This is a genomic window from Chryseobacterium lathyri, assembly GCF_003290185.1.
Taxonomy (GTDB): Bacteria; Bacteroidota; Bacteroidia; order Flavobacteriales; family Weeksellaceae; genus Chryseobacterium; species Chryseobacterium lathyri.
On record NZ_QNFY01000008.1, the window covers coordinates 128,527 to 147,090 of the forward strand.

At 37.8% G+C, this 18,564-nt stretch carries 17 protein-coding genes; 3 read left to right on the top strand and 14 right to left on the bottom strand.

Going from position 1 to position 18,564, the window contains the following annotated elements:
* Positions 1-70: 70 nt before the first annotated feature.
* Positions 71-274 carry a cold-shock protein gene (locus DRF61_RS12920; protein WP_167409426.1) on the bottom strand — a complete coding sequence of 68 codons (204 nt, stop codon included), beginning with the start codon at positions 272-274 and terminating at the stop codon, positions 71-73.
* A 189-nt stretch (positions 275-463) separates the two neighbouring features.
* Here DRF61_RS12920 and DRF61_RS22800 point away from each other — a divergent pair, with 189 nt between their 5' ends.
* Positions 464-628, top strand: a complete 165-nt coding sequence (locus DRF61_RS22800; protein ID WP_167409427.1) for a hypothetical protein — start codon at positions 464-466, stop codon at positions 626-628.
* Positions 629-745: 117 nt separating this feature from the next.
* Here the strand turns inward: DRF61_RS22800 and DRF61_RS12925 are convergent, their stop codons facing one another.
* Positions 746-2,254: a carbon-nitrogen hydrolase family protein gene (locus DRF61_RS12925; RefSeq protein WP_111957657.1), complete on the bottom strand. Its 1,509-nt coding sequence runs from the start codon at positions 2,252-2,254 to the stop codon at positions 746-748.
* Positions 2,255-2,307: 53 nt separating this feature from the next.
* On the opposite strand from DRF61_RS12925, the gene DRF61_RS12930 reads away from it, so the two are divergent.
* Positions 2,308-2,802 (top strand): hypothetical protein, encoded by a 495-nt coding sequence (locus tag DRF61_RS12930; RefSeq protein ID WP_157963384.1) that lies wholly within the window; start codon positions 2,308-2,310, stop codon positions 2,800-2,802.
* Positions 2,803-2,942: 140 nt separating this feature from the next.
* On the opposite strand, the gene guaA is transcribed toward DRF61_RS12930, so the two are convergent.
* From guaA to DRF61_RS12970, 8 genes are all read right to left on the bottom strand, one after another.
* Positions 2,943-4,472: a glutamine-hydrolyzing GMP synthase gene (guaA, locus tag DRF61_RS12935; protein ID WP_111957661.1), complete on the bottom strand. Its 1,530-nt coding sequence runs from the start codon at positions 4,470-4,472 to the stop codon at positions 2,943-2,945.
* Between the two features lie 167 nt (positions 4,473-4,639).
* Positions 4,640-5,878, bottom strand: a complete 1,239-nt coding sequence (gene purD / locus DRF61_RS12940; RefSeq protein ID WP_111957663.1) for a phosphoribosylamine--glycine ligase — start codon at positions 5,876-5,878, stop codon at positions 4,640-4,642.
* Between the two features lie 88 nt (positions 5,879-5,966).
* The gene (gene purH / locus DRF61_RS12945; protein ID WP_111957665.1) at positions 5,967-7,484 is read right to left on the bottom strand and encodes a bifunctional phosphoribosylaminoimidazolecarboxamide formyltransferase/IMP cyclohydrolase; all 1,518 of its coding nucleotides are present in this window, start codon (positions 7,482-7,484) and stop codon (positions 5,967-5,969) included.
* Positions 7,485-7,658: 174 nt separating this feature from the next.
* A complete protein-coding gene (gene purN, locus DRF61_RS12950) occupies positions 7,659-8,222 on the bottom strand; it encodes a phosphoribosylglycinamide formyltransferase (RefSeq protein ID WP_111957667.1) in 564 nt (187 codons plus the stop codon).
* Positions 8,223-8,298: 76 nt separating this feature from the next.
* Positions 8,299-9,291 (bottom strand): phosphoribosylformylglycinamidine cyclo-ligase, encoded by a 993-nt coding sequence (purM, locus tag DRF61_RS12955; RefSeq protein ID WP_111957669.1) that lies wholly within the window; start codon positions 9,289-9,291, stop codon positions 8,299-8,301.
* Positions 9,292-9,601: 310 nt separating this feature from the next.
* The gene (locus DRF61_RS12960) at positions 9,602-10,153 is read right to left on the bottom strand and encodes an NADPH-dependent FMN reductase (protein WP_111957671.1); all 552 of its coding nucleotides are present in this window, start codon (positions 10,151-10,153) and stop codon (positions 9,602-9,604) included.
* Between the two features lie 33 nt (positions 10,154-10,186).
* On the bottom strand, positions 10,187-10,915 hold the full coding sequence (locus DRF61_RS12965) for a pirin family protein (RefSeq protein WP_111957673.1): 729 nt from the start codon (positions 10,913-10,915) through the stop codon (positions 10,187-10,189).
* Between the two features lie 231 nt (positions 10,916-11,146).
* Positions 11,147-11,518 carry a winged helix-turn-helix transcriptional regulator gene (locus DRF61_RS12970; protein ID WP_111957675.1) on the bottom strand — a complete coding sequence of 124 codons (372 nt, stop codon included), beginning with the start codon at positions 11,516-11,518 and terminating at the stop codon, positions 11,147-11,149.
* Between the two features lie 91 nt (positions 11,519-11,609).
* Here DRF61_RS12970 and DRF61_RS12975 point away from each other — a divergent pair, with 91 nt between their 5' ends.
* Positions 11,610-12,209, top strand: coding sequence for an FMN-dependent NADH-azoreductase (locus DRF61_RS12975; protein ID WP_111957677.1), 600 nt, complete (start codon positions 11,610-11,612; stop codon positions 12,207-12,209).
* Between the two features lie 235 nt (positions 12,210-12,444).
* Here the strand turns inward: DRF61_RS12975 and DRF61_RS12980 are convergent, their stop codons facing one another.
* The 4 genes from DRF61_RS12980 to DRF61_RS12995 form a co-directional block, all read right to left on the bottom strand.
* Complete coding sequence (locus DRF61_RS12980; RefSeq protein WP_111957679.1) at positions 12,445-13,848, bottom strand: MFS transporter; 1,404 nt, start codon at positions 13,846-13,848, stop codon at positions 12,445-12,447.
* Positions 13,848-14,372 carry a nuclear transport factor 2 family protein gene (locus DRF61_RS12985; RefSeq protein ID WP_111957681.1) on the bottom strand — a complete coding sequence of 175 codons (525 nt, stop codon included), beginning with the start codon at positions 14,370-14,372 and terminating at the stop codon, positions 13,848-13,850. The genes DRF61_RS12980 and DRF61_RS12985 overlap by 1 nt, the downstream gene beginning before the upstream one ends.
* 18 nt (positions 14,373-14,390) lie before the next feature.
* Positions 14,391-16,238, bottom strand: coding sequence for a glycoside hydrolase family 13 protein (locus DRF61_RS12990; RefSeq protein ID WP_111957683.1), 1,848 nt, complete (start codon positions 16,236-16,238; stop codon positions 14,391-14,393).
* A gap of 101 nt (positions 16,239-16,339) precedes the next feature.
* A complete protein-coding gene (locus tag DRF61_RS12995; protein ID WP_111957685.1) occupies positions 16,340-18,496 on the bottom strand; it encodes a glycoside hydrolase family 97 protein in 2,157 nt (718 codons plus the stop codon).
* Between the last annotated feature and the right edge of the window lie 68 nt (positions 18,497-18,564).

Consider the following 18,564-nt stretch of genomic DNA (forward strand, 5'->3'; position numbering starts at 1 on the left):
TCAAGCCCAAAATCCATAAAAAAAGCCGCCTGAAATGGCAGCTTATTTTAAACAATATCTTAATAAGTGATTATCCTACTACTTTAACATTGTCTGCTTCAGGTCCTTTTTTACCTTCTTTAATCTCAAATTCTACTGCCTGTCCTTCTTTTAGAGATCTAAGGCCTGAAGACTGAATGGCTGAATGATGGCAAAAAATATCGTTTCCGCCTCCGTCTGGTGTAATAAAACCAAAACCTTTTGTTTCGTTAAACCATTTTACTGTTCCTGTCATTATATTTTATTTAAATTGATCAGTGAAGATAGTAAATTTTAAGAATATCCTCAAAAAAAATATATATTCTTAACTGATTTTTTTCAAATCCCTGGAAATGCTAAAAGAAAAAAAAATTACATTCCTGGTGTTATTTAATGGATTTTTTTATCTTTATACCTATCAAACTAACCTATAAAATATTAAAAAATGAAAAATTTACGTAACAACAAACTTTCAAGGGAGCAATTAAAAGGAATCAATGGAAGCGGTATTATTATCGGAAACTGTTCAAATGAATGTTGTCCTACTGACGGAAGACCAAGATGTCCAAGACTGATCTGCCCTGCCGTGGTATGCCCTCAGTATTTGTAAAAAAAGAATCTATTTTAAGCATAGAGCTGATGAAATTCAGCTCTTCTTACTTCAATTAATGCTAATAAAATATCCTATTCAATTGAATAGGATATTTTTTCTTAAATTATAATTTTCTTATTTAAGATAGGTTTCATACAGATCTTTTCTGCGGTCATTCATTACCTGAACAGAGCCGTTATGATGAAGATCTTTAAGCAGATTCAGATCCACATCTACAATAAGGGTCATTTCTGTATTGGGAGTTGCTTCCCCTTTTATTGCATTGGAAGGAAAGGCAAAATCTGAAGGGGTAAATACGGCAGCCTGCCCAAACTGGATATCCATATTGTTTACTCCCGGAAGATTCCCTACGCAACCGGCGATAGCGACGTAACATTCATTTTCAATAGCTCTTGCTGCTGCACAGTGCCGTACCCTGATATAAGCATTCTGGGTATCGGTAAGATAAGGTACAAAAAGGATTTTCATGCCCTGATCTGCCAATATTCTCGGCAGCTCGGGAAATTCTACATCATAACAGATGACAAGGCCAATTTTTCCACAGTCGGTATCGAAAACCCGGATCTCATTTCCGCCTTTCATTCCGTAATATTTTCTTTCATTCGGAGTGATGTGGATCTTCCGGTATTCATCGATCCGGCCGTCACGGTGAAGCAGATAACTCACGTTATACAAATCGTTATGATCATGATCAAAAACAGGCATACTTCCGGAAATAATATTGACGTTGTAGCTGATGGCCAGTTCGGAGATTTTATTCTTAATATCCTCACTTAATTTAGCCAGCTCTATCATACTGTCTCTTTCTGAAAGCTTATTGAACGGCGCCAGCAACGGGGTATTGAACAGTTCCGGGAAAAGAACAAAATCGGATTTATAATCACCCATTACATTGACAAAAAACTCTACCTGCTCATAAAATGCATCGATATTTTTAAAATGCCTCATCTGCCACTGTACCAGTCCAAGACGGATAATGCTATCCTGCATGGTGTTTGGCTTTTTGCTGTAGTAGATGTTATTCCATTGCAGCAAAACGGCATTTTCCAGAGAGGATTCATCTTCGGGAAGGTATTTTTTAAGAATCTTTATCGGAAGGAAATTATTGGAAAGCTGAAAAGACAGTACGGGATCGTAAATTTCCTTATCTCTTACTCTTCTGATGTATTCTCTCGGGGAGAGCTCGTCGCTGTATTTATGATAGTTCGGGATTCTTCCACCCAAAATGATGGATTTGAGATTAAGCAGTTCACATAATTCTTTTCTGGCATCATACAATCTTCTTCCCAGACGCAGCTCGCGGAATTCGGGGTCTACAAAAACTTCAATCCCATAGAGTACATTTCCTGTGGAAAGATGGGTATTGAAGGTATAATTCCCTGTAATATCGACATAGGTATGATCGTCTCCGAATTCGTCATAATTCACAATAATGGAAAGTGCTACAGCAGCCAGTTTTCCATCTACTGTGATGCAGATCTGACCTTTGGGGAATATTCTGGTGAGCTTTTCAATGCTCTTTTTAGACCAAATAGATTCAGACATCTGCGGATACGCGCGTTTCATTGTTACTACCAGTTCATCATAATCCTGAAGCGTCAGGGCTCTTGTTTCTATTTGCATTTGACGTAATTTTACTTAAATTTAGGAAAAAAAAGACAAATCAGTCCATTTAAATGATGAAGAAAGGTTTCAAATACTTAATCATAGGTACAATAAGTATATTATTCTTTGTTTATATATTTCTACCGTTTGCTTCTAATTATATTGGCTGGTATGGTTATAGTAAATGGAAATATAGACACGGAACAGATAGTATACAAATGTCTAAAAACAGGAATATTTTTATAAAACAATTGAATTATAAAATTATAGATTCTGCTGGTTTTAAAAATTTCCGTTTTACACCTTATCTTGAAAAGGGATTTAAATATGGTAAGCATTTTTCAGAAGATACCAGAATTATCCAAAACTCTTCCTATCCCTACAATATCTGCTATGAAAGGAATTTAAAAGATTCTATTGTTCTGCGTTTTACTGAGGATAGTGTAAAAAAATTAGACAGTTCTGATGTTGTCTGGGGGTATTCAAAAACTCCTTATTTAAAAGATACTCTAATGCTGATTATTGAAGGGCCACGCGAGCATGCCGGATTAATAAAAATTTGGTAGCTGAAATTTTAGGAAAAGATGACAACCTTGCTTATTAATTGCTTTAAATATTTTACTGATCATTTTTTCATTAAAACAGTTTTAACAAAAAATCCCACCCGAAACGGGCAGGATTTATATTATTAATTCAAGTCAAAAAATTACTCCCACTCAATGGTTGCAGGTGGTTTGCTTGAAATATCGTAAGCTACTCTGTTGATTCCTCTTACTTCGTTGATGATTCTACTTGAAACAGTATCTAAGAACTCGTAAGGAAGTCTGCTCCATGTTGCCGTCATAAAATCGATGGTGTTGGCAGAACGAACTACTGCTGTGTATTCGTACGTTCTTTCGTCTCCCATTACTCCTACTGATTTTACAGGAAGAAGGACTACGAAAGCCTGGGATACTTTTTCATAAAGATCGTTTTTATATAATTCCTCAATGAAAATATCATCAGCTTCCTGAAGGATTCTTACTTTATCCGCATCTACAGCTCCCAATACTCTGATTCCTAATCCAGGACCCGGGAAAGGATGTCTGTGTACCAAATGATGCGGAATACCTAGCTCCTCACCTACTTTTCTTACTTCATCTTTGAAAAGCTCTCTTAACGGCTCCAATAATTCGAATTCCATATCTTCAGGAAGTCCTCCTACATTGTGGTGTGACTTGATTACTGCAGACGGTCCGTTTACAGACTGGCTTTCGATAACGTCAGGATAAATGGTTCCCTGAGCTAAGAATTTAGCACCTTCAATTTTATGGGATTCTTCATCAAAAACATGAATAAACTCGTTTCCGATGATTTTTCTTTTCTGTTCAGGATCATCTACTCCTGCCAGTTTGGTAAGGAATCTTTCTTTAGCATCCACCATTTTAATGTTCATATGGAAATGTTCTCCATAGTTGTCCATTACTTTCTGGCCCTCGTCTTTTCTCAATAAGCCCGTATCAACAAAGATACAAGTCAGCTGATCTCCAATTGCTTTGTGAATTAACACTGCAGCTACAGAAGAATCAACCCCTCCTGAAAGTCCAAGGATTACTCTGCTGTCTCCTACTTTTTCGCGGATCTCTTCAACTGTTTTTTCGATATAATTGGTCAGTTTCCAGTTTTTCTCAGCATTACAAATGGCAAAAACAAAGTTTTCAAGCATTTTTCCGCCTTCTTCTGTGTGAGAAACTTCCGGATGGAACTGAACGCAGTAGATTTTTCTGTCTTCATTGGACATAGAAGCCATTACTCCTGATTTTGCATTCAATTCAAAACCGGCAGGCAATGCTCCTACTTCATCAAAGTGACTCATCCATACGATAGAATTCTGAGTAACTCCTTTGAGTAAAGAACTTTCTTTAATGATATCCAAATGGGCTTTTCCGTACTCTCCTTTTTCACCTTTGTTTACTTTTCCACCTAAAAGATGTGCTGTAAGCTGCATCCCGTAGCAAATTCCCAAAACAGGAATTCCTTGCTCATACAGTTCTTTTTCAACCAGGTGGGCATTTTCTGCGTTCACAGAGCTTGGTCCTCCGGAAAGGATAATTCCTTTGGGTTGTTTTGCTAAAATATCCTGTAAAGGTGTGTTAAAAGGAAGGATTTCAGAATATACACCCATCTCACGGATTCTTCTTCCGATAAGCTGGTTGTACTGTGATCCGAAATCTAATATGATAATACCGTTGTTCATTTTATAAATGATAATTGATGATTGATAAATGATGATTTAAAAGCTTCAGGCAATAAGCCCGAGGCAGTAAGCTTTTTTTATTATAATAGGTCTAAAGCCTATTGCTTACTTAATTGTTTTACAAAAAAAGACTTGGAAATGTTCCAAATCTTTTTTCGTGATTTATTTTAAAACTTTCCGATGTCTTCTCTGTAGAATCCGTAATCGAAATGAATGTGGGCTGCATCTTCGTACACCTTTTTGCGGGCATCGTCGTAAGTAGCTCCGGTAGCTACCACGTTCAGAACACGTCCGCCGTTGGAAACCACTTTGTCGCCTTTTCTTATAGCCCCGGCATAGAGAAGCTTAGAATGTTTCATCTTGTCTTCGCCTACAATTTCGTAGCCTGTTTCGATGTTTCTAGGATAACCTCCTGAACACATCACAAGGCATACTGCTTTTTCGTCTTTAAATTTAAGCTGGATATCTTTTCCTTCCATGCAGTCCTGGATCACATCAAGAAGATTGTTCTCCATTAATGCCATCAATACCTGAGTTTCAGGATCTCCGAATCTCATGTTGTATTCAAGAAGATACGTTCCGTTCTTAGTAACCATTAATCCGAAGAAAATGATTCCTTTAAAGCTGAATCCTTCTCCTTTCAGACCGTTAATGGTAGTTTGTAAGATATTTTTTTCAAAATCAGCATAGTGCTCCTGAGTAAAATCAGGGCTTGGCGCTACAGATCCCATACCACCGGTATTTGGTCCTGTGTCACCGTTTCCTGCTTTTTTGTAATCTTTTGCAGCGATACAAGGGAAAATCTTTTCACCGTTTGAGAATGCAATGATTGAAGCTTCAAAACCTTCTAAATATTCTTCAATAACCAGACGGATTCCTGCATCTCCATAAATTCTTCTGATCATGAAGTCGTGGATTGTAGCCTCAGCTTCTTCAATGTTGTCGCAAATAACCACACCTTTTCCGCCTGCAAGACCACTCGCCTTAACCACTAAAGGATACTGCTGTGTCTGAACATATTCTTTAGCATCATTGTATGAATCAAATACTACAGCTTTAGCTGTTTTGATATCATAGGTCTGCATAAACTTCTTAGAGAAAGCCTTACTTCCTTCCAGGCTTGCTACTTTTTGGTTGGGACCGAAAACTTTAAGATCGTGCTTTTTGAATTCATCCTTCAGACCTGCTACAAGAGGGGCTTCCGGACCTACGATGGTAAGATCTATCTTTTCTTTAATGGCGAAATCTCTTAGTTCTTTGATCTCTGATAAATGAACATTTTTCCCTATTACATCGGTGGTAGCATTACCGTTAGCAAAAAACATTTTAGAAATTCTTGGGTCATTCTGAAGCTTTGCTGCTAAAGCAGATTCTCTACCGCCTTCACCTATGATTAATATTCTCATACTTTATTTATTATCTAGTCTATTTTACAAATATATAATTTTGAATGCTATAAATACAATCTCAAATTATTTTTTAATTCTATTTTAATTAATGTAAAAAGTGTCTAATCCCGGTAAACATCATTGGGATACCGTGCTCATTGGCAGCTTCAATACTGTCCTGATCTTTTACACTTCCGCCTGGCTGGATGATGGCTTTAATTCCTTCTTTGGCGCAGAAATCTACCACGTCACGGAACGGGAAAAATGCATCAGAAGCCAAAACAAGATCTCCTGTGAATTTTTCTTTGGCTCTTTCGATGGCCTGTTCAGTAGCCCAGATTCTGTTCACCTGTCCGCCACCAATTCCGAAGGCCTGGATACCATTGGAAACAACAATCGCATTTGATTTTACATACTTCACCACTCTCTGGGAGAAAAGAAGGGCTTTTTTCTGCTCTTCGGAAGGCTGTACCTCAGTTACCACTTTAATATCGTCAGAGAAATGATTGTCATTATCCTGAACAAGAATACCACCGTCGATCTTCACCCAGGTCTGTTTGTCAGAAACAGGGTTAACGATTTTTATAATTCTAAGGTTTTTCTTTTTTCTTAAAACTTCAAGAGCTTCTTCATCAAATTCCGGAGCCATTACGATCTCAAGGAACGTTTTGTTCAGTTCTTCAGCTGTTGCTGCATCGATTTTGTAGTTCATTGCAACAATTCCGCCAAAAATAGAAACCGGGTCACATTCGAAAGTCTTTTGGTAAGTTTCTAAAGCTGAAGTTCCGATTGCTACGCCACAAGGTGTAGAATGCTTCACTGCACAACATGCCATTTCTTCTTTAAACTCCGTAACTACTTTCCAGCAAAGGTCCATATCACGAAGGTTGTTGAAAGAAAGTTCTTTACCACCCAGCTGTTCGAAATCTTTCATCGCACCGTTCTCAAACGTAGAAACGTAATAAGCAGCAGTTTGATGAGGGTTTTCACCATATCTTAAATCAGATGCTTTTTTGTATGAAGCATTAAGATAGGTAGGATATTCTTCATCTAAAAGCATTCTTGAAATAGCCCCGTCGTAAGCTGAAGTAAGGTTGAATACTTTTCCTGCAAGCTTTTTACGTGTTTCGATGTAGGTATCACCGTTCTGTTCCATTTCAAGCCTTACCGTTGCATAGTCTTCCACATCGGTAATTACGGTAACAGAATCAAAGTTTTTAGCTGCAGAACGAAGCATTGAAGGACCTCCGATGTCGATAAACTCTACTTTCTCATGTAAAGAAATGTCTTTGTTCACATTTTCAAAGAAAGGATAAAGGTTTACGATTACCATGTCGATCAGGTCAATTCCATGTTCCTGAACGGTTTTCATATGCTCTTCATTGGAACGAACTGCTAAAAGACCTCCGTGTACTTTAGGGTGAAGGGTTTTCACTCTTCCGTCCAGCATTTCAGGGAAATTGGTTACCTCATCGATCTGAATCGGATTTAAACCAGCATCTTTCAAATGTTTGAACGTTCCTCCTGTAGAAATCAACTCATAATTCCGGGCTTCCAAGAACTGGGCGAACTCGATCAATCCGCTTTTGTCAGAAACACTGATTAAAACTCTCTTTTTACTCATTTTACTTTCAATTTTTTACTTTTTACAGCTATTTCAAACTGTAGCCCGGTCTTTCACCCCCGGTCTTACTTTTATTTACTTAGATTTCTTTTAATGTAGCAATGTATCAGTCTAGCAATGTAACAATGAATTCAATTGGTACACTGGTACATTGTTATATTGACACATTATTATTTAATTTCCTAAAACTTTATTGATGGCTTTTGGAAATATCTCATATTCAATATGGTGAACTTTCTCTGCTATGGTTTCCGGAGTATCTTCTGCTGTTACTTCAAAAGATTTTTGAAGAATAGCCTCACCTTCATCAATTCCCGGGGTCACAAAATGTACTGTTGCTCCACTTATTTTTTCTTTGGCTTCAATAACTGCATGGTGAACGTGCATTCCCCACATTCCTTTTCCTCCGAATTTCGGAAGCAGTGCCGGGTGGATATTAATAATCTTTCCGGTCCAGTTCTCACAGAATTCTGGTTTCAGGATAGATAAGAATCCTGCCAATACAATCAGATCTGTATCTTTCGGTATCACATTTCCCAATTCACTGCTGAAGTTCTTTCCTCTTGGGATCAGAACATTTTCTATATGATGATTTTTCGCTCTTTCAAGTCCGTAACATTCTCTGTCTGCCACCACTAAAGATATTTTTGCATTCTGGATTTCTCCGCTCTCAATGGTATCTATGATTCTCTGCAGATTGGTCCCTGAGCCTGAAACGAGTATAACGATATTTTTCATGTTGTTAATGTAACAATGTATCAGTCTAACAATGTAACAATGAATTTAATTGGTACACTGGTACATTGACCAATTGTTATATTGCTAAATTAATCTTCTCGGTTCCTGCTGTAATTTCCCCGATTTCGTACGCATCATCTAAAAGATGCAATATTTTTTCAGCATGGTCTGAATCTGCAACGATAATCATCCCTACACCCATATTGAAGGTTCCGAACATTTCTTCACGGGATACTCCACCTCTTTTTTCCAATTCAAGCATCACACTAGGAATTTTGATTTTAGCAGCATCAATAGAAGCACATAATCCTTCAGGAATAATTCTTGGAACATTTTCATAAAGACCACCACCTGTAATGTGGGCAATACCGGAAACTTTTACTTCTTCCAATACTTTGTGGATATCTTTATAATATAATCTTGTAGGTACTAAAAGAGTCTCGTATAAAGGTTTTCCTTCAAACTCTTCTTCGAAGTTAGGGAACACTTTTCTTACCAATGAAAATCCGTTGGAGTGGAATCCTGAGCTTGGCAGAGCAATGATCTTGTTTCCTGCTTTAATAGTAGAACCATCAATGATCTGATCTTTTTCTACAATTCCTACACAGAATCCGGCAACATCATAATCTCCGGGCTGGTACATTCCCGGCATTTCAGCAGTTTCACCACCAATCAATGCGCAATTGTTGTCCTTACATGCTTTCACCATTCCAAGAACGATTTCAGCAGCAATTTCTGAATCAAGCTTACCGCAAGCTAGATAATCTAAGAAAAATAATGGTTTTGCACCGTGGCAAAGGATATCATTGGCACACATGGCGAAGCAGTCGATACCGATAGAGTCATACTGTTTGGTATCCAAAGCTACTTTCAGCTTGGTCCCCACTCCGTCTGTTCCTGAAACCAGCACAGGGTTTTTATATCCTCCGATCTCATAGAAAGCTCCAAAACTTCCCAAATGGTTCAATACATTTGAGTTGTGGGTTTCGCCTACCGCTTTTTTGATCTTATCAACCGTTTTGTATCCTTCTTCTTTGTCTACGCCTGCTGATTTGTAAGTGTTGCTCATGTTTAATAATTTTTATTAATGTAGCAATGTATCAGTTTAACAATGTAACAATCATCTTGTTGGGAAAACCAAAAAACTGGTATATTGATACATTGGTATATTGGTACATTTTATTTCTATAATTACTTTTTATATCGATTTTAGAAAATAAAAAAGCCGACAATCTTGGTAGATTATCGGCCGTTATTTTATCTCAGAATTTCAGAGTCCACAGTTTTCCCTTTCTCTGAGAAACATTCTTTAAAAGTGGTCTGAATTTTCATCTTTTTTCTTTTTGCAAAAATAGTAATTTTAAATTAATATTCAAATTCTATTTTTCAAGGATGATTTCAATGGCTGCAATCTTCTTTATTTTTTCTTTTAATTCGCTGTCTTTCTCTTCATTAGAAATCTTCTGAGCCGCTTTATCAAAGTTGTCATTAAAGAAAGGAAGTGAAAAAGTTTCTACAATATTTCCTCCGTGAAAAGGGAAACGCTTGGATGCAGCATCTAAAACTCCGGCTCCTCCTCGGCCTCCCGGAGAGGTTGACATTAGTAACATCGGTACTTCATTCCATACGGTTCTGTCTTTGATTCTGGATACCCAGTCGAACACATTTTTGAACGCTGTAGAGTAAGTTCCGTTATGTTCAGGTAATGAGACCAAAAGAAGATTAGCTCCATCAATTTTTGATGCAAAATCATGGGCTTCCTGGGGAACGCCACCTGCCAATTCTCTTTCGTGCTTATAGATCGGCATTTCGAAAGGATTAAGATCTACTACTTCTACTTCTGCATTTTCAAAAAGCGATGATGCGTAAGCTACTAACTGTCTGTTCATTGAAGCATCCGAATTGCTTCCTGCTATTGCTAAAACTTTCATTATTATCTATTTTTATATACTGTGTTCTATTTGTTATTTTAAATAAGCCGGCAATTCCATCGGTACTTCCATTAATAAGATCTCAGCGTCTTCTATTGCTTCAATATTAAAGCTCTGAGTGTCCCAGATTCCCAATCCGTCTCTTTCATTCAAAATTCTGTCTCCTACTTTAGCGCTTCCTTTTAAAACGAAGGCATATACCCCATTTCCTTTTTTATTGAGCATATAGTTTTTGCCATTTCCTGCCTTAAAATTAGCCAGATTAAACCATGCATCCTGATGGATCCAAACTCCGTCATCATTTTTATTCGGCGATAAGATCTGCTGGAATCCATTGATTTTTTCTCCCTCTTTGATGCTTTTCTGATCATAGCGTGGCTCAACATTCAGTTCTTTAGGAAAAATCCAGATCTGCAGAAACTTTACGGCTTCATCTTTGTTTTTATTGTATTCGCTGTGCATTACACCGGTTCCTGCACTCATTACCTGGATCTCTCCTTTTTTGATAACGGCAGTGGTTCCCATTGAATCTTTATGTTCCAGATCTCCTTCCAAAGGAATCGAAATAATTTCCATATCTCTGTGAGGATGTGTCCCAAATCCCATTCCCTGCGAAACGGTATCGTCGTTTAATACTCTCAATGCTCCAAAGTTCATTCTGTCCTTGTTCTGATAATTAGCAAAACTGAATGTATGGTAGCTGTTTAGCCAGCCGTGATCTGCGTGGCCTCTTGAATCTGCTTTATGATATACTGTTTTCATACGTGATTATTTATGGTACAAATGTAAGGGATGAGAGCCTTTGAAACTGTTGATGTAGGTTAAGAAAGGATCTGGGCTGTGGCAGAAGTGTTTTTCTGTTAATACAATGGCACAAACTTGAGGCATAAAGATTTTATCCAAGACAAATTGACTGAGGATATAAACTAGTTTTGAAATCTAATATTTGAGCTAAAGCCTTTACTGACATGCTTAATTTAATATTATTAGTATTTATTTCAATTTTTCTGTCTCTACTGGAGTTCCGAAAATATGTTTGCGGTGATTTTCGCCCCAATCTTTCAGAGATTCCACAACAGGGTGTAGTGTACTGGTATATTGTGTGGGATAGTATTCTATACTTACCGGATAGGTATCCTTAACTATTCTTTCAACTAACCCGTTTTGTTCGAGCTCTTTTAGTTCTTTGGCTAAAACTTTTGAGGTCAGTTTCGGAATGCTTCTTTCAATTTCAGTAAAACGCTTATTTCCTGCATTCAAAGAAATGATAATTTGTAATTTCCATTTCCCATTAATAACATCCAGGGTATCGCGGACAGGTTTTAACGCCTGCATGCAATCTTTATGATTATGTTGCTTTTCCATTTTTTCACTTTCCTTTAGGTAACTGCTATACTTTGGAAAGTAAATTTACAATAATTTTGTCATTCATAAAAACGAAAAAATTCAAAACAAAATGGCAAATATTTTAAATATCCAAACGAGCATCAGCGGAGAAAACTCTGTAAGCAATAAGCTTTCTCAAGCTGTAATTAATCAGTTATTGGATAAAGACCCAAACAGCAAAGTGGTAATCCGTGATCTGGCTTTAAACCCGATTCCCCATCTGGAAATTCATCATTTCAGTGCCTCCAGAATTCCGGATGAAGAAAGGAATGATGAACAGAAGGAAGCCTCAAAATATTCTGACGAATCATTAAAAGAAATCCAGGAAGCTGATATTATTGTAATTGGTGTTCCTTTTTACAACTTTACTTTTCCATCCACGTTAAAATCATGGATCGACAGCATTGCGGTTGCCGGGAAAACATTTTCGTATGCAGACGGAACACCAAAAGGTCTTTTACAAAACAAAAAACTGTTTTTAAATTTTGCCATCGGCGGAGTGTATGAAAACGGACTCATTGAGAATATGGAGCATTATTTAAGAACTTTATTTGGATTCATCGGGATTACAGATGTAGAAGTTTTCAAATCTCAGGGAATGATGGTTCCTCAATTAAAAGAGGAGAATTTTTCAAAGGCAGTTGCAGCTATTGAAAGTGCTTTGGCGTAAATCGTGAATTATCATGGTGAATTTTTGCAATTTGTCATTGATAATTTCATTTTTAAACCATTAGCAAAATTAAATATTTAGATCATTAAATTTTGGCTAAAGCCCTTTGGTGATGGCATTAATTGAAAAAGCGGGCTAAAGCCCGCTTCTATTGAATTGTATTATGATTGACTGACATTCGAGGTTTCTGTGCTTCCATCATCCAACTTCTTCCTCTAGCTTCTAACTTCTTCCTTTAAAAATGTACCTGCTGGATTTCCTCTTCTATTTCCTTAGGGGTTTCATCTTCTGATTTTACAAAAATCATTGTAAGGACAGCTCCGATTAGCATGCAGATACCTCCGACTACAATATAATCTATGGCTTGCTTTCCAAAGACACTGCTTACAATGGGTCCTCCGAAAATACCATTGATGATTTGCGGGATTACAATGAAGAAATTGAAAATCCCCATATAAACCCCCATTTTCTTTTGTGGAATCGAATCAATCAGCATGGCATAAGGCATTGCAAGAATACTTGCCCAGGCAAATCCTAATCCTATCATTGAAATCCAAAGGCTATGGATATCTTTGATAAAATACATAGAAATAAGACCTAATCCACCACAAGCCAAAGCTAAAGCGTGGGTTTGCTTTTTACCAATAAACTTAGCAATCGGAGTCAGGGCAAATGCAAAGAAAATCGCATAGAAATTGTAGCTTCCAAATAAACTTCCCGTCAGATCTCCGGCTTTATTAAATTCCACTGAATGGGTATCATCAGGAGAAAGTCCGAAATGGTGGGTTGCCAGAGCACTGGTTGTGAAAACCCACATGGTAAATAATGCAAACCATGAGAAGAACTGAACAATTCCCAGTTTTTTCATTTGAGAGGGTGCATTCCTGAAATCTTTAAAAATATCCGAGAATTTGGATTCATTTTTTACAATGGGTTTCCCGCCTTCAAATGATGCGAACTCTTCCGGAGAATATTCTTTGGTCGTAATAATGGTATATAAAATTGATAGAATTAAAACTGCTGCCCCGATGTAAAAAGAGTAAATCACATTGTCTGCTACAAAACCTTTGGGAGCAACATTTGACACTCCTAATTTTGTCAGCCAGTTCGGCAAATCAGAACCTATAACAGCCCCAATTCCTATTAAAATGGTCTGAACAGAAAACCCAATGGTTGCCTGGTGTTTCGGAAGCATATCTCCCACCAGGGCACGGAAAGGTTCCATTGCCACATTGATTGATGCATCCATCATAGCCAGGAAAATGACCGCCATCAACAAAACATTGGCAGCCAACATTTGTGTGGCAGAAGCCGCATTAGGAAGCATGACCAAACCTATTGCGCATAAAACCGCCCCGATTAAAAAATAAGGCTTTCTTCTTCCGAGCGGACTCCAGGTATTGTCTCCCATATGCCCAATAATCGGCTGAACAATCAATCCTGTGATTGGTGCAACGAGCCAGAACCAGGATAGTTCATGGACATCCGCCCCGAAATTGGCGAGAATTCTGCTTGCATTACCATTTTGTAAACCAAAAGCCATCTGGATTCCCAGAAATCCCATACTCATATTGATGATCTGAGCCATGGAAAGATTCGGTTTTATTTTTTTCGTAAAAGTACTGTGCGAAGGGTTCATTAGTGTTTTTTTAATTCTTGGATTAAGGTATTCTCAATGGCTGCCTTCTCTGCAACCACTTTATCAACTACATCATTCGGAACAGTTACAGAAAGTACATACTGTTTTACTTTCCAGCTTCCGTTTATTTTTTCTACAACGCCTGAGCCTCTGCAGATTTTCATTTGGGTATCCAGAAGCTCATCAAACCATGCCAGTTTACCATCTTTGCTGAAATAGATGTTTCTTTTAAGGGAAGTGAAGTTCCAGGTTTTCTTTTTGTCAAAATAAGGTTTAGCCCAAACCATAAAAGCTTTTTTATCCCAAACTTCTGTAGCATCAGTTCCGATAAACGTGGACTCGTCTGCAAAGTAGTTAAAATAGGCATTGAAATCAGCTTTTGCTGCAGCAGTATTAAAGCCGTCCAGCATAGTTCCTATTTCTGTTTTGTCTTTTTCAAATTTGGTCCCGTTGGACTGGGCATGTATTCCCATAAAACCAAGTATAAAAAGCGCTAAAGTGTAAACAATTTTTATTTTTTTCATAGTATCATTGATTTAATCTTAGAGTTCGATAATCATTGGAGTTTTTGCAGGTACAGTGAGACTTTTTTCCATAGGAAATTCCTTTCCTGAAATAACGTCTTTACCCTTTGTCACACCGTTTAATGATTCTGCAAAACGTTTTAAATCTAATGTCTGATCTTTTTCATTATTGTTGACAACTACCATTACATTGTCCTTGGTATCATATCTGAAATAGACAAATACACCATCCTGAGGAACGTAATTTTTAGTTTTCCCCGTATGAATCACTTCTTTTCCTTTTCTCCAGTTTAATAGTTTTTGGCTAAACTGATAAAATTCTTTCTGATCGGGAGTCTGTGATGAAGGATTGAAAGCATTCTGCGCATCCGATTTCCACCCACCAGGAAAATCCCTGCGGATATCTGCATCGCCTCCCTTAGTTTTATCTCCTCTCATGCCTACTTCTGAGCCGTAATAGATCTGTGGAATCCCTCTGACCGTAGAAATCAGGGTCAATGCCATTTTGTAGGCTTTGGGATCGGCATTAAAAATCTCATTCCACCTTTCGGTATCGTGATTTTCAAAGAAGACCAGAAGATTATTAATATCAGGATACAGGAAGTCGCTGGTAAAAACATTGTAAAGCTTTACCATTCCTGTGTCCCAGCTTTCTTTTTCTTTAATAGCTTTCGGCATATCACCGTACAGCATAAAGTCCATAACGGAAGGCAGGTTAGAATTGTATCCCGCAGCTTCCCCGGTTTTGGAGTTTTTCTGCCAGGCAGAAATCTGTCCTGCGGTATTAAGCCATGTTTCCCCTACGATATTGAATTTTGGGTATTCGTCGGTAATGGCTTTTGCCCATTTGGCCATGCCTTCTTTATCGTTGTACGGATAGGTATCTACACGCAGCCCACCCAATTCGGCATATTCAATCCACCAGATTGCATTTTGGGTAAGGTATTTTAAAACCAATGGATTTTTTTGATTAACATCCGGCATGGTGGTATCAAACCAGCCATCCAGTGCATATTTTTTATCAATTTCTGAGGCATTGGTGTCAAACTGGGTCGTTGTTTTGTAATTGGACCGGTAAAAACCATTTTTTCCTTCATCAAACCAATGAATCCAGTCTTTTGAAGGCAGGTCTTTGATGATCCAGTGAGAAACTCCCCAATGGTTGGTTACATAATCCATGACCAGCTTCATATTCCGCTTGTTCAGCTTCTGGGAAAGTTCGCGGTATTCTTCATTAGTCCCGTAGCGGCCATCTATTTTATAAAGATCAGTTTGCGCATATCCGTGATAGGAATATACTTTTTCATTGTCTTCATTGACAGGTGTAAGCCAGACAGATGTGGCTCCAAGGTTTTGGATATAATCAAGGTTGTTGATAATTCCACGAAGATCTCCGCCATGCCTTCCGTTCGGTAAGCTACGATCTGCTTTTTCAATAAGGTCAGGTCTGGAGTCATTTTTTTCATCACCGTTAGCAAAACGGTCCGGCATGATAAGATACATGACATCTTTTGAAGTAAAAGATTCGCGGTCTGCGGATCCAGGCGCTCTTTGTTTCAGCTCATAAGTATAGGAGCTGATATTTTTCTTTCCTTTCTTGAGATTCATTTTAAACTTCGGAACATTGATCTCATTGGTATTGACTGTTACAAAAACATAATTGGGATTTTCAACTTTTTTTAAGTCTTTTATCTGAATACCGTCGGAAAGTTCAATTTCATTTTGGGCAATATCTTTTCCGTATACCAGGATCTGAAGTTCAGGATTTTTCATTCCTTTCCACCAAAAAGCAGGTTCTACTTTCTGAATCTGTGAAAAAGCCACAGATGCTGCTGAAAGGGCAAAAATTGTATATATTTTTTTCATTTATGATTGTATTTTGATCAATCGTTTTGTTAAAAAGTAATGCCCCGGCCCATTTTTCCGAATATAATGAACCGGGGCATAACAAACTTATGAATTAAATCTTAATTGACTGGCTTTACAGAGACAGCAAAACCGCCGCTTCTCGCCATTTTGAAATTCAATTTAGATTTGCTGGTGATCTGTTTTTTGTAGATGTTATAACTTTGAGGATTATCAATATAATCGGCATCTTTTCCATCTTCGTAAACGGTTACCTCATATTTTTTCCCTTTATCCAGGAAAGAGAAATCTACGGTGTATTCACGCTTATTTTCATCAGTAATACCTCCTACAAACCAATTGTCAGTACCTTTTGCCTTTCTGGCAGTGATGACATAATCTCCCGGCTCTGCCGATAAAATCTTAGTATCATCCCAGTCTGCAGCAACATCCTTGATAAACTGGAATGCATCCATATGCTTTTTATAGTTTTCAGGAAGGTCTGCCGCCATCTGAAGAGGCATATACATCGTTACATACAGGGCAAGCTGTTTGGCAAGTGTAGTTTTCACAAAACGCTTATCTCCAGGGAAATAATAATCTAATTTAGTCTGGAAAATACCCGGTGTGTAATCCATAGATCCTCCCATCCATCTTGTAAACGGAAGAACGGTCTGGTGGTCAGGTTTATTTCCTCCGAATGCTTCGTATTCAGTTCCTCTGGCTGCTTCTGCAGAAATATAGTTCGGATAGGTACGGCTTTCACCTGTAGGGCGTACAGATTCATGGGAATTGACCATGATTTTATAATCGTTTGCTTTTTCAGCAATTCTGTAAAAATGGTTGATTGTCCATTGTGAGTAATGGTGTTCTCCTCTTGGGATGATATCTCCCACATAGCCTGTTTTTACGGCATCATAACCGTATTTGTTCATCAGCTGGAAAGCTTTATCCGACCATCTTTCATAATTGGTTGCAGAACCTGAAGTTTCATGGTGCATGATAAGCTTAATGCCTTTCGAATGGGCATATTCATTCAGCATTTTGATGTCAAAATCCGGATACGGTGTAATGAAATCGAAAACAAATTCTTTGGAATGACCGAACCAGTCTTCCCAACCAATATTCCAGCCTTCAATCAATAATCCCTGGAAACCGTTTTCAGCAGCAAAGTCGATATATTCTTTAACTTTTGTATTGTTAGCCGCATGTTTTCCGTTTGGCGTCAATTTTGAGAAATCTGTTTTGTCCAGATGTACGTTTTCAGCAGTAGAATAAGCCCACTGGGATTTTCCGATGATCATTTCCCACCATACACCCATGTATTTGGTAGGATGAATGTAAGAAGTATCGGTATATTTTGTAGGCTCATTAAGGTTAAAAATCATTTTAGATTCCATCACCTCTTCTGCTTTTGGAGAAACGATAATGGTTCTCCAAGGGGTTACTGAAGGGGTTTGAATATATCCTTTTGCCCCCTGTCTGTCAGCAGTAAGATGTGTTTTGAATTTAAAATTCCGGGCATCCACTTCAAGATGGGAAGCCGGATAATCTAAAACAGCTGCTTCTGCTACATTTACATATAAAGGATCTTTACCTTCTTTTTTAAGCATCAATGGAGACTGAACAGCATTTTTAACGAGAGCCTGAGAGGCATTAGCATCGAATGCCTTATCCCATTGGGAAGGAATTTCGGAGATCTTTGTTTCCTGGTATTGATATTCCTGGGAATCATAGTCTGCAACAATCCACCATGCTTTCATATCTGTAGGGAAATCAATTTCGGAATCTTCTTCTCTGATCACGAAATAATTCAGGTTTTTCTGCTGTGGAAATTCATATCTGAATCCCAATCCATCATTAAACAATCTGAACTTTACAACAATACTTCTGCTTGTAGAAGCCTGATCCAAGGTAACGGCAAGTTCGTTGTAATGATTAATATAGTTTTTCTTTTCGCCCAAAACCGGCTGCCAGGTTTCGTTTTTAGAGTCACGTTTTTCTTGTGTTTTCGTGAACCCGTTGTTCAGGTCAAATTTTGCGTCTTCCGCTTTAGCTATTTCAGAAGCGAATTTAATAGCTGAGTCTTTAAATAATCTTAATCCTAATTTAGAATCTTCTACCACCACAGCACCATTGTATTTCAGATTATAATAGGGTACCCCCTGTTTCAGCTGAAAGTTCATTTCAAATTTTCCATCCGGTGATTTCAAAGACTGTGCATTAACACCTGCGAACATCATTGAGAGCAATATCGCTCCAACTGTAATTTTCTTCATAATGATTATTTATAAACTTAAAAATAGATAAAGTGCTGCGGTAAAGCAACACTTTATCAAATTATTTT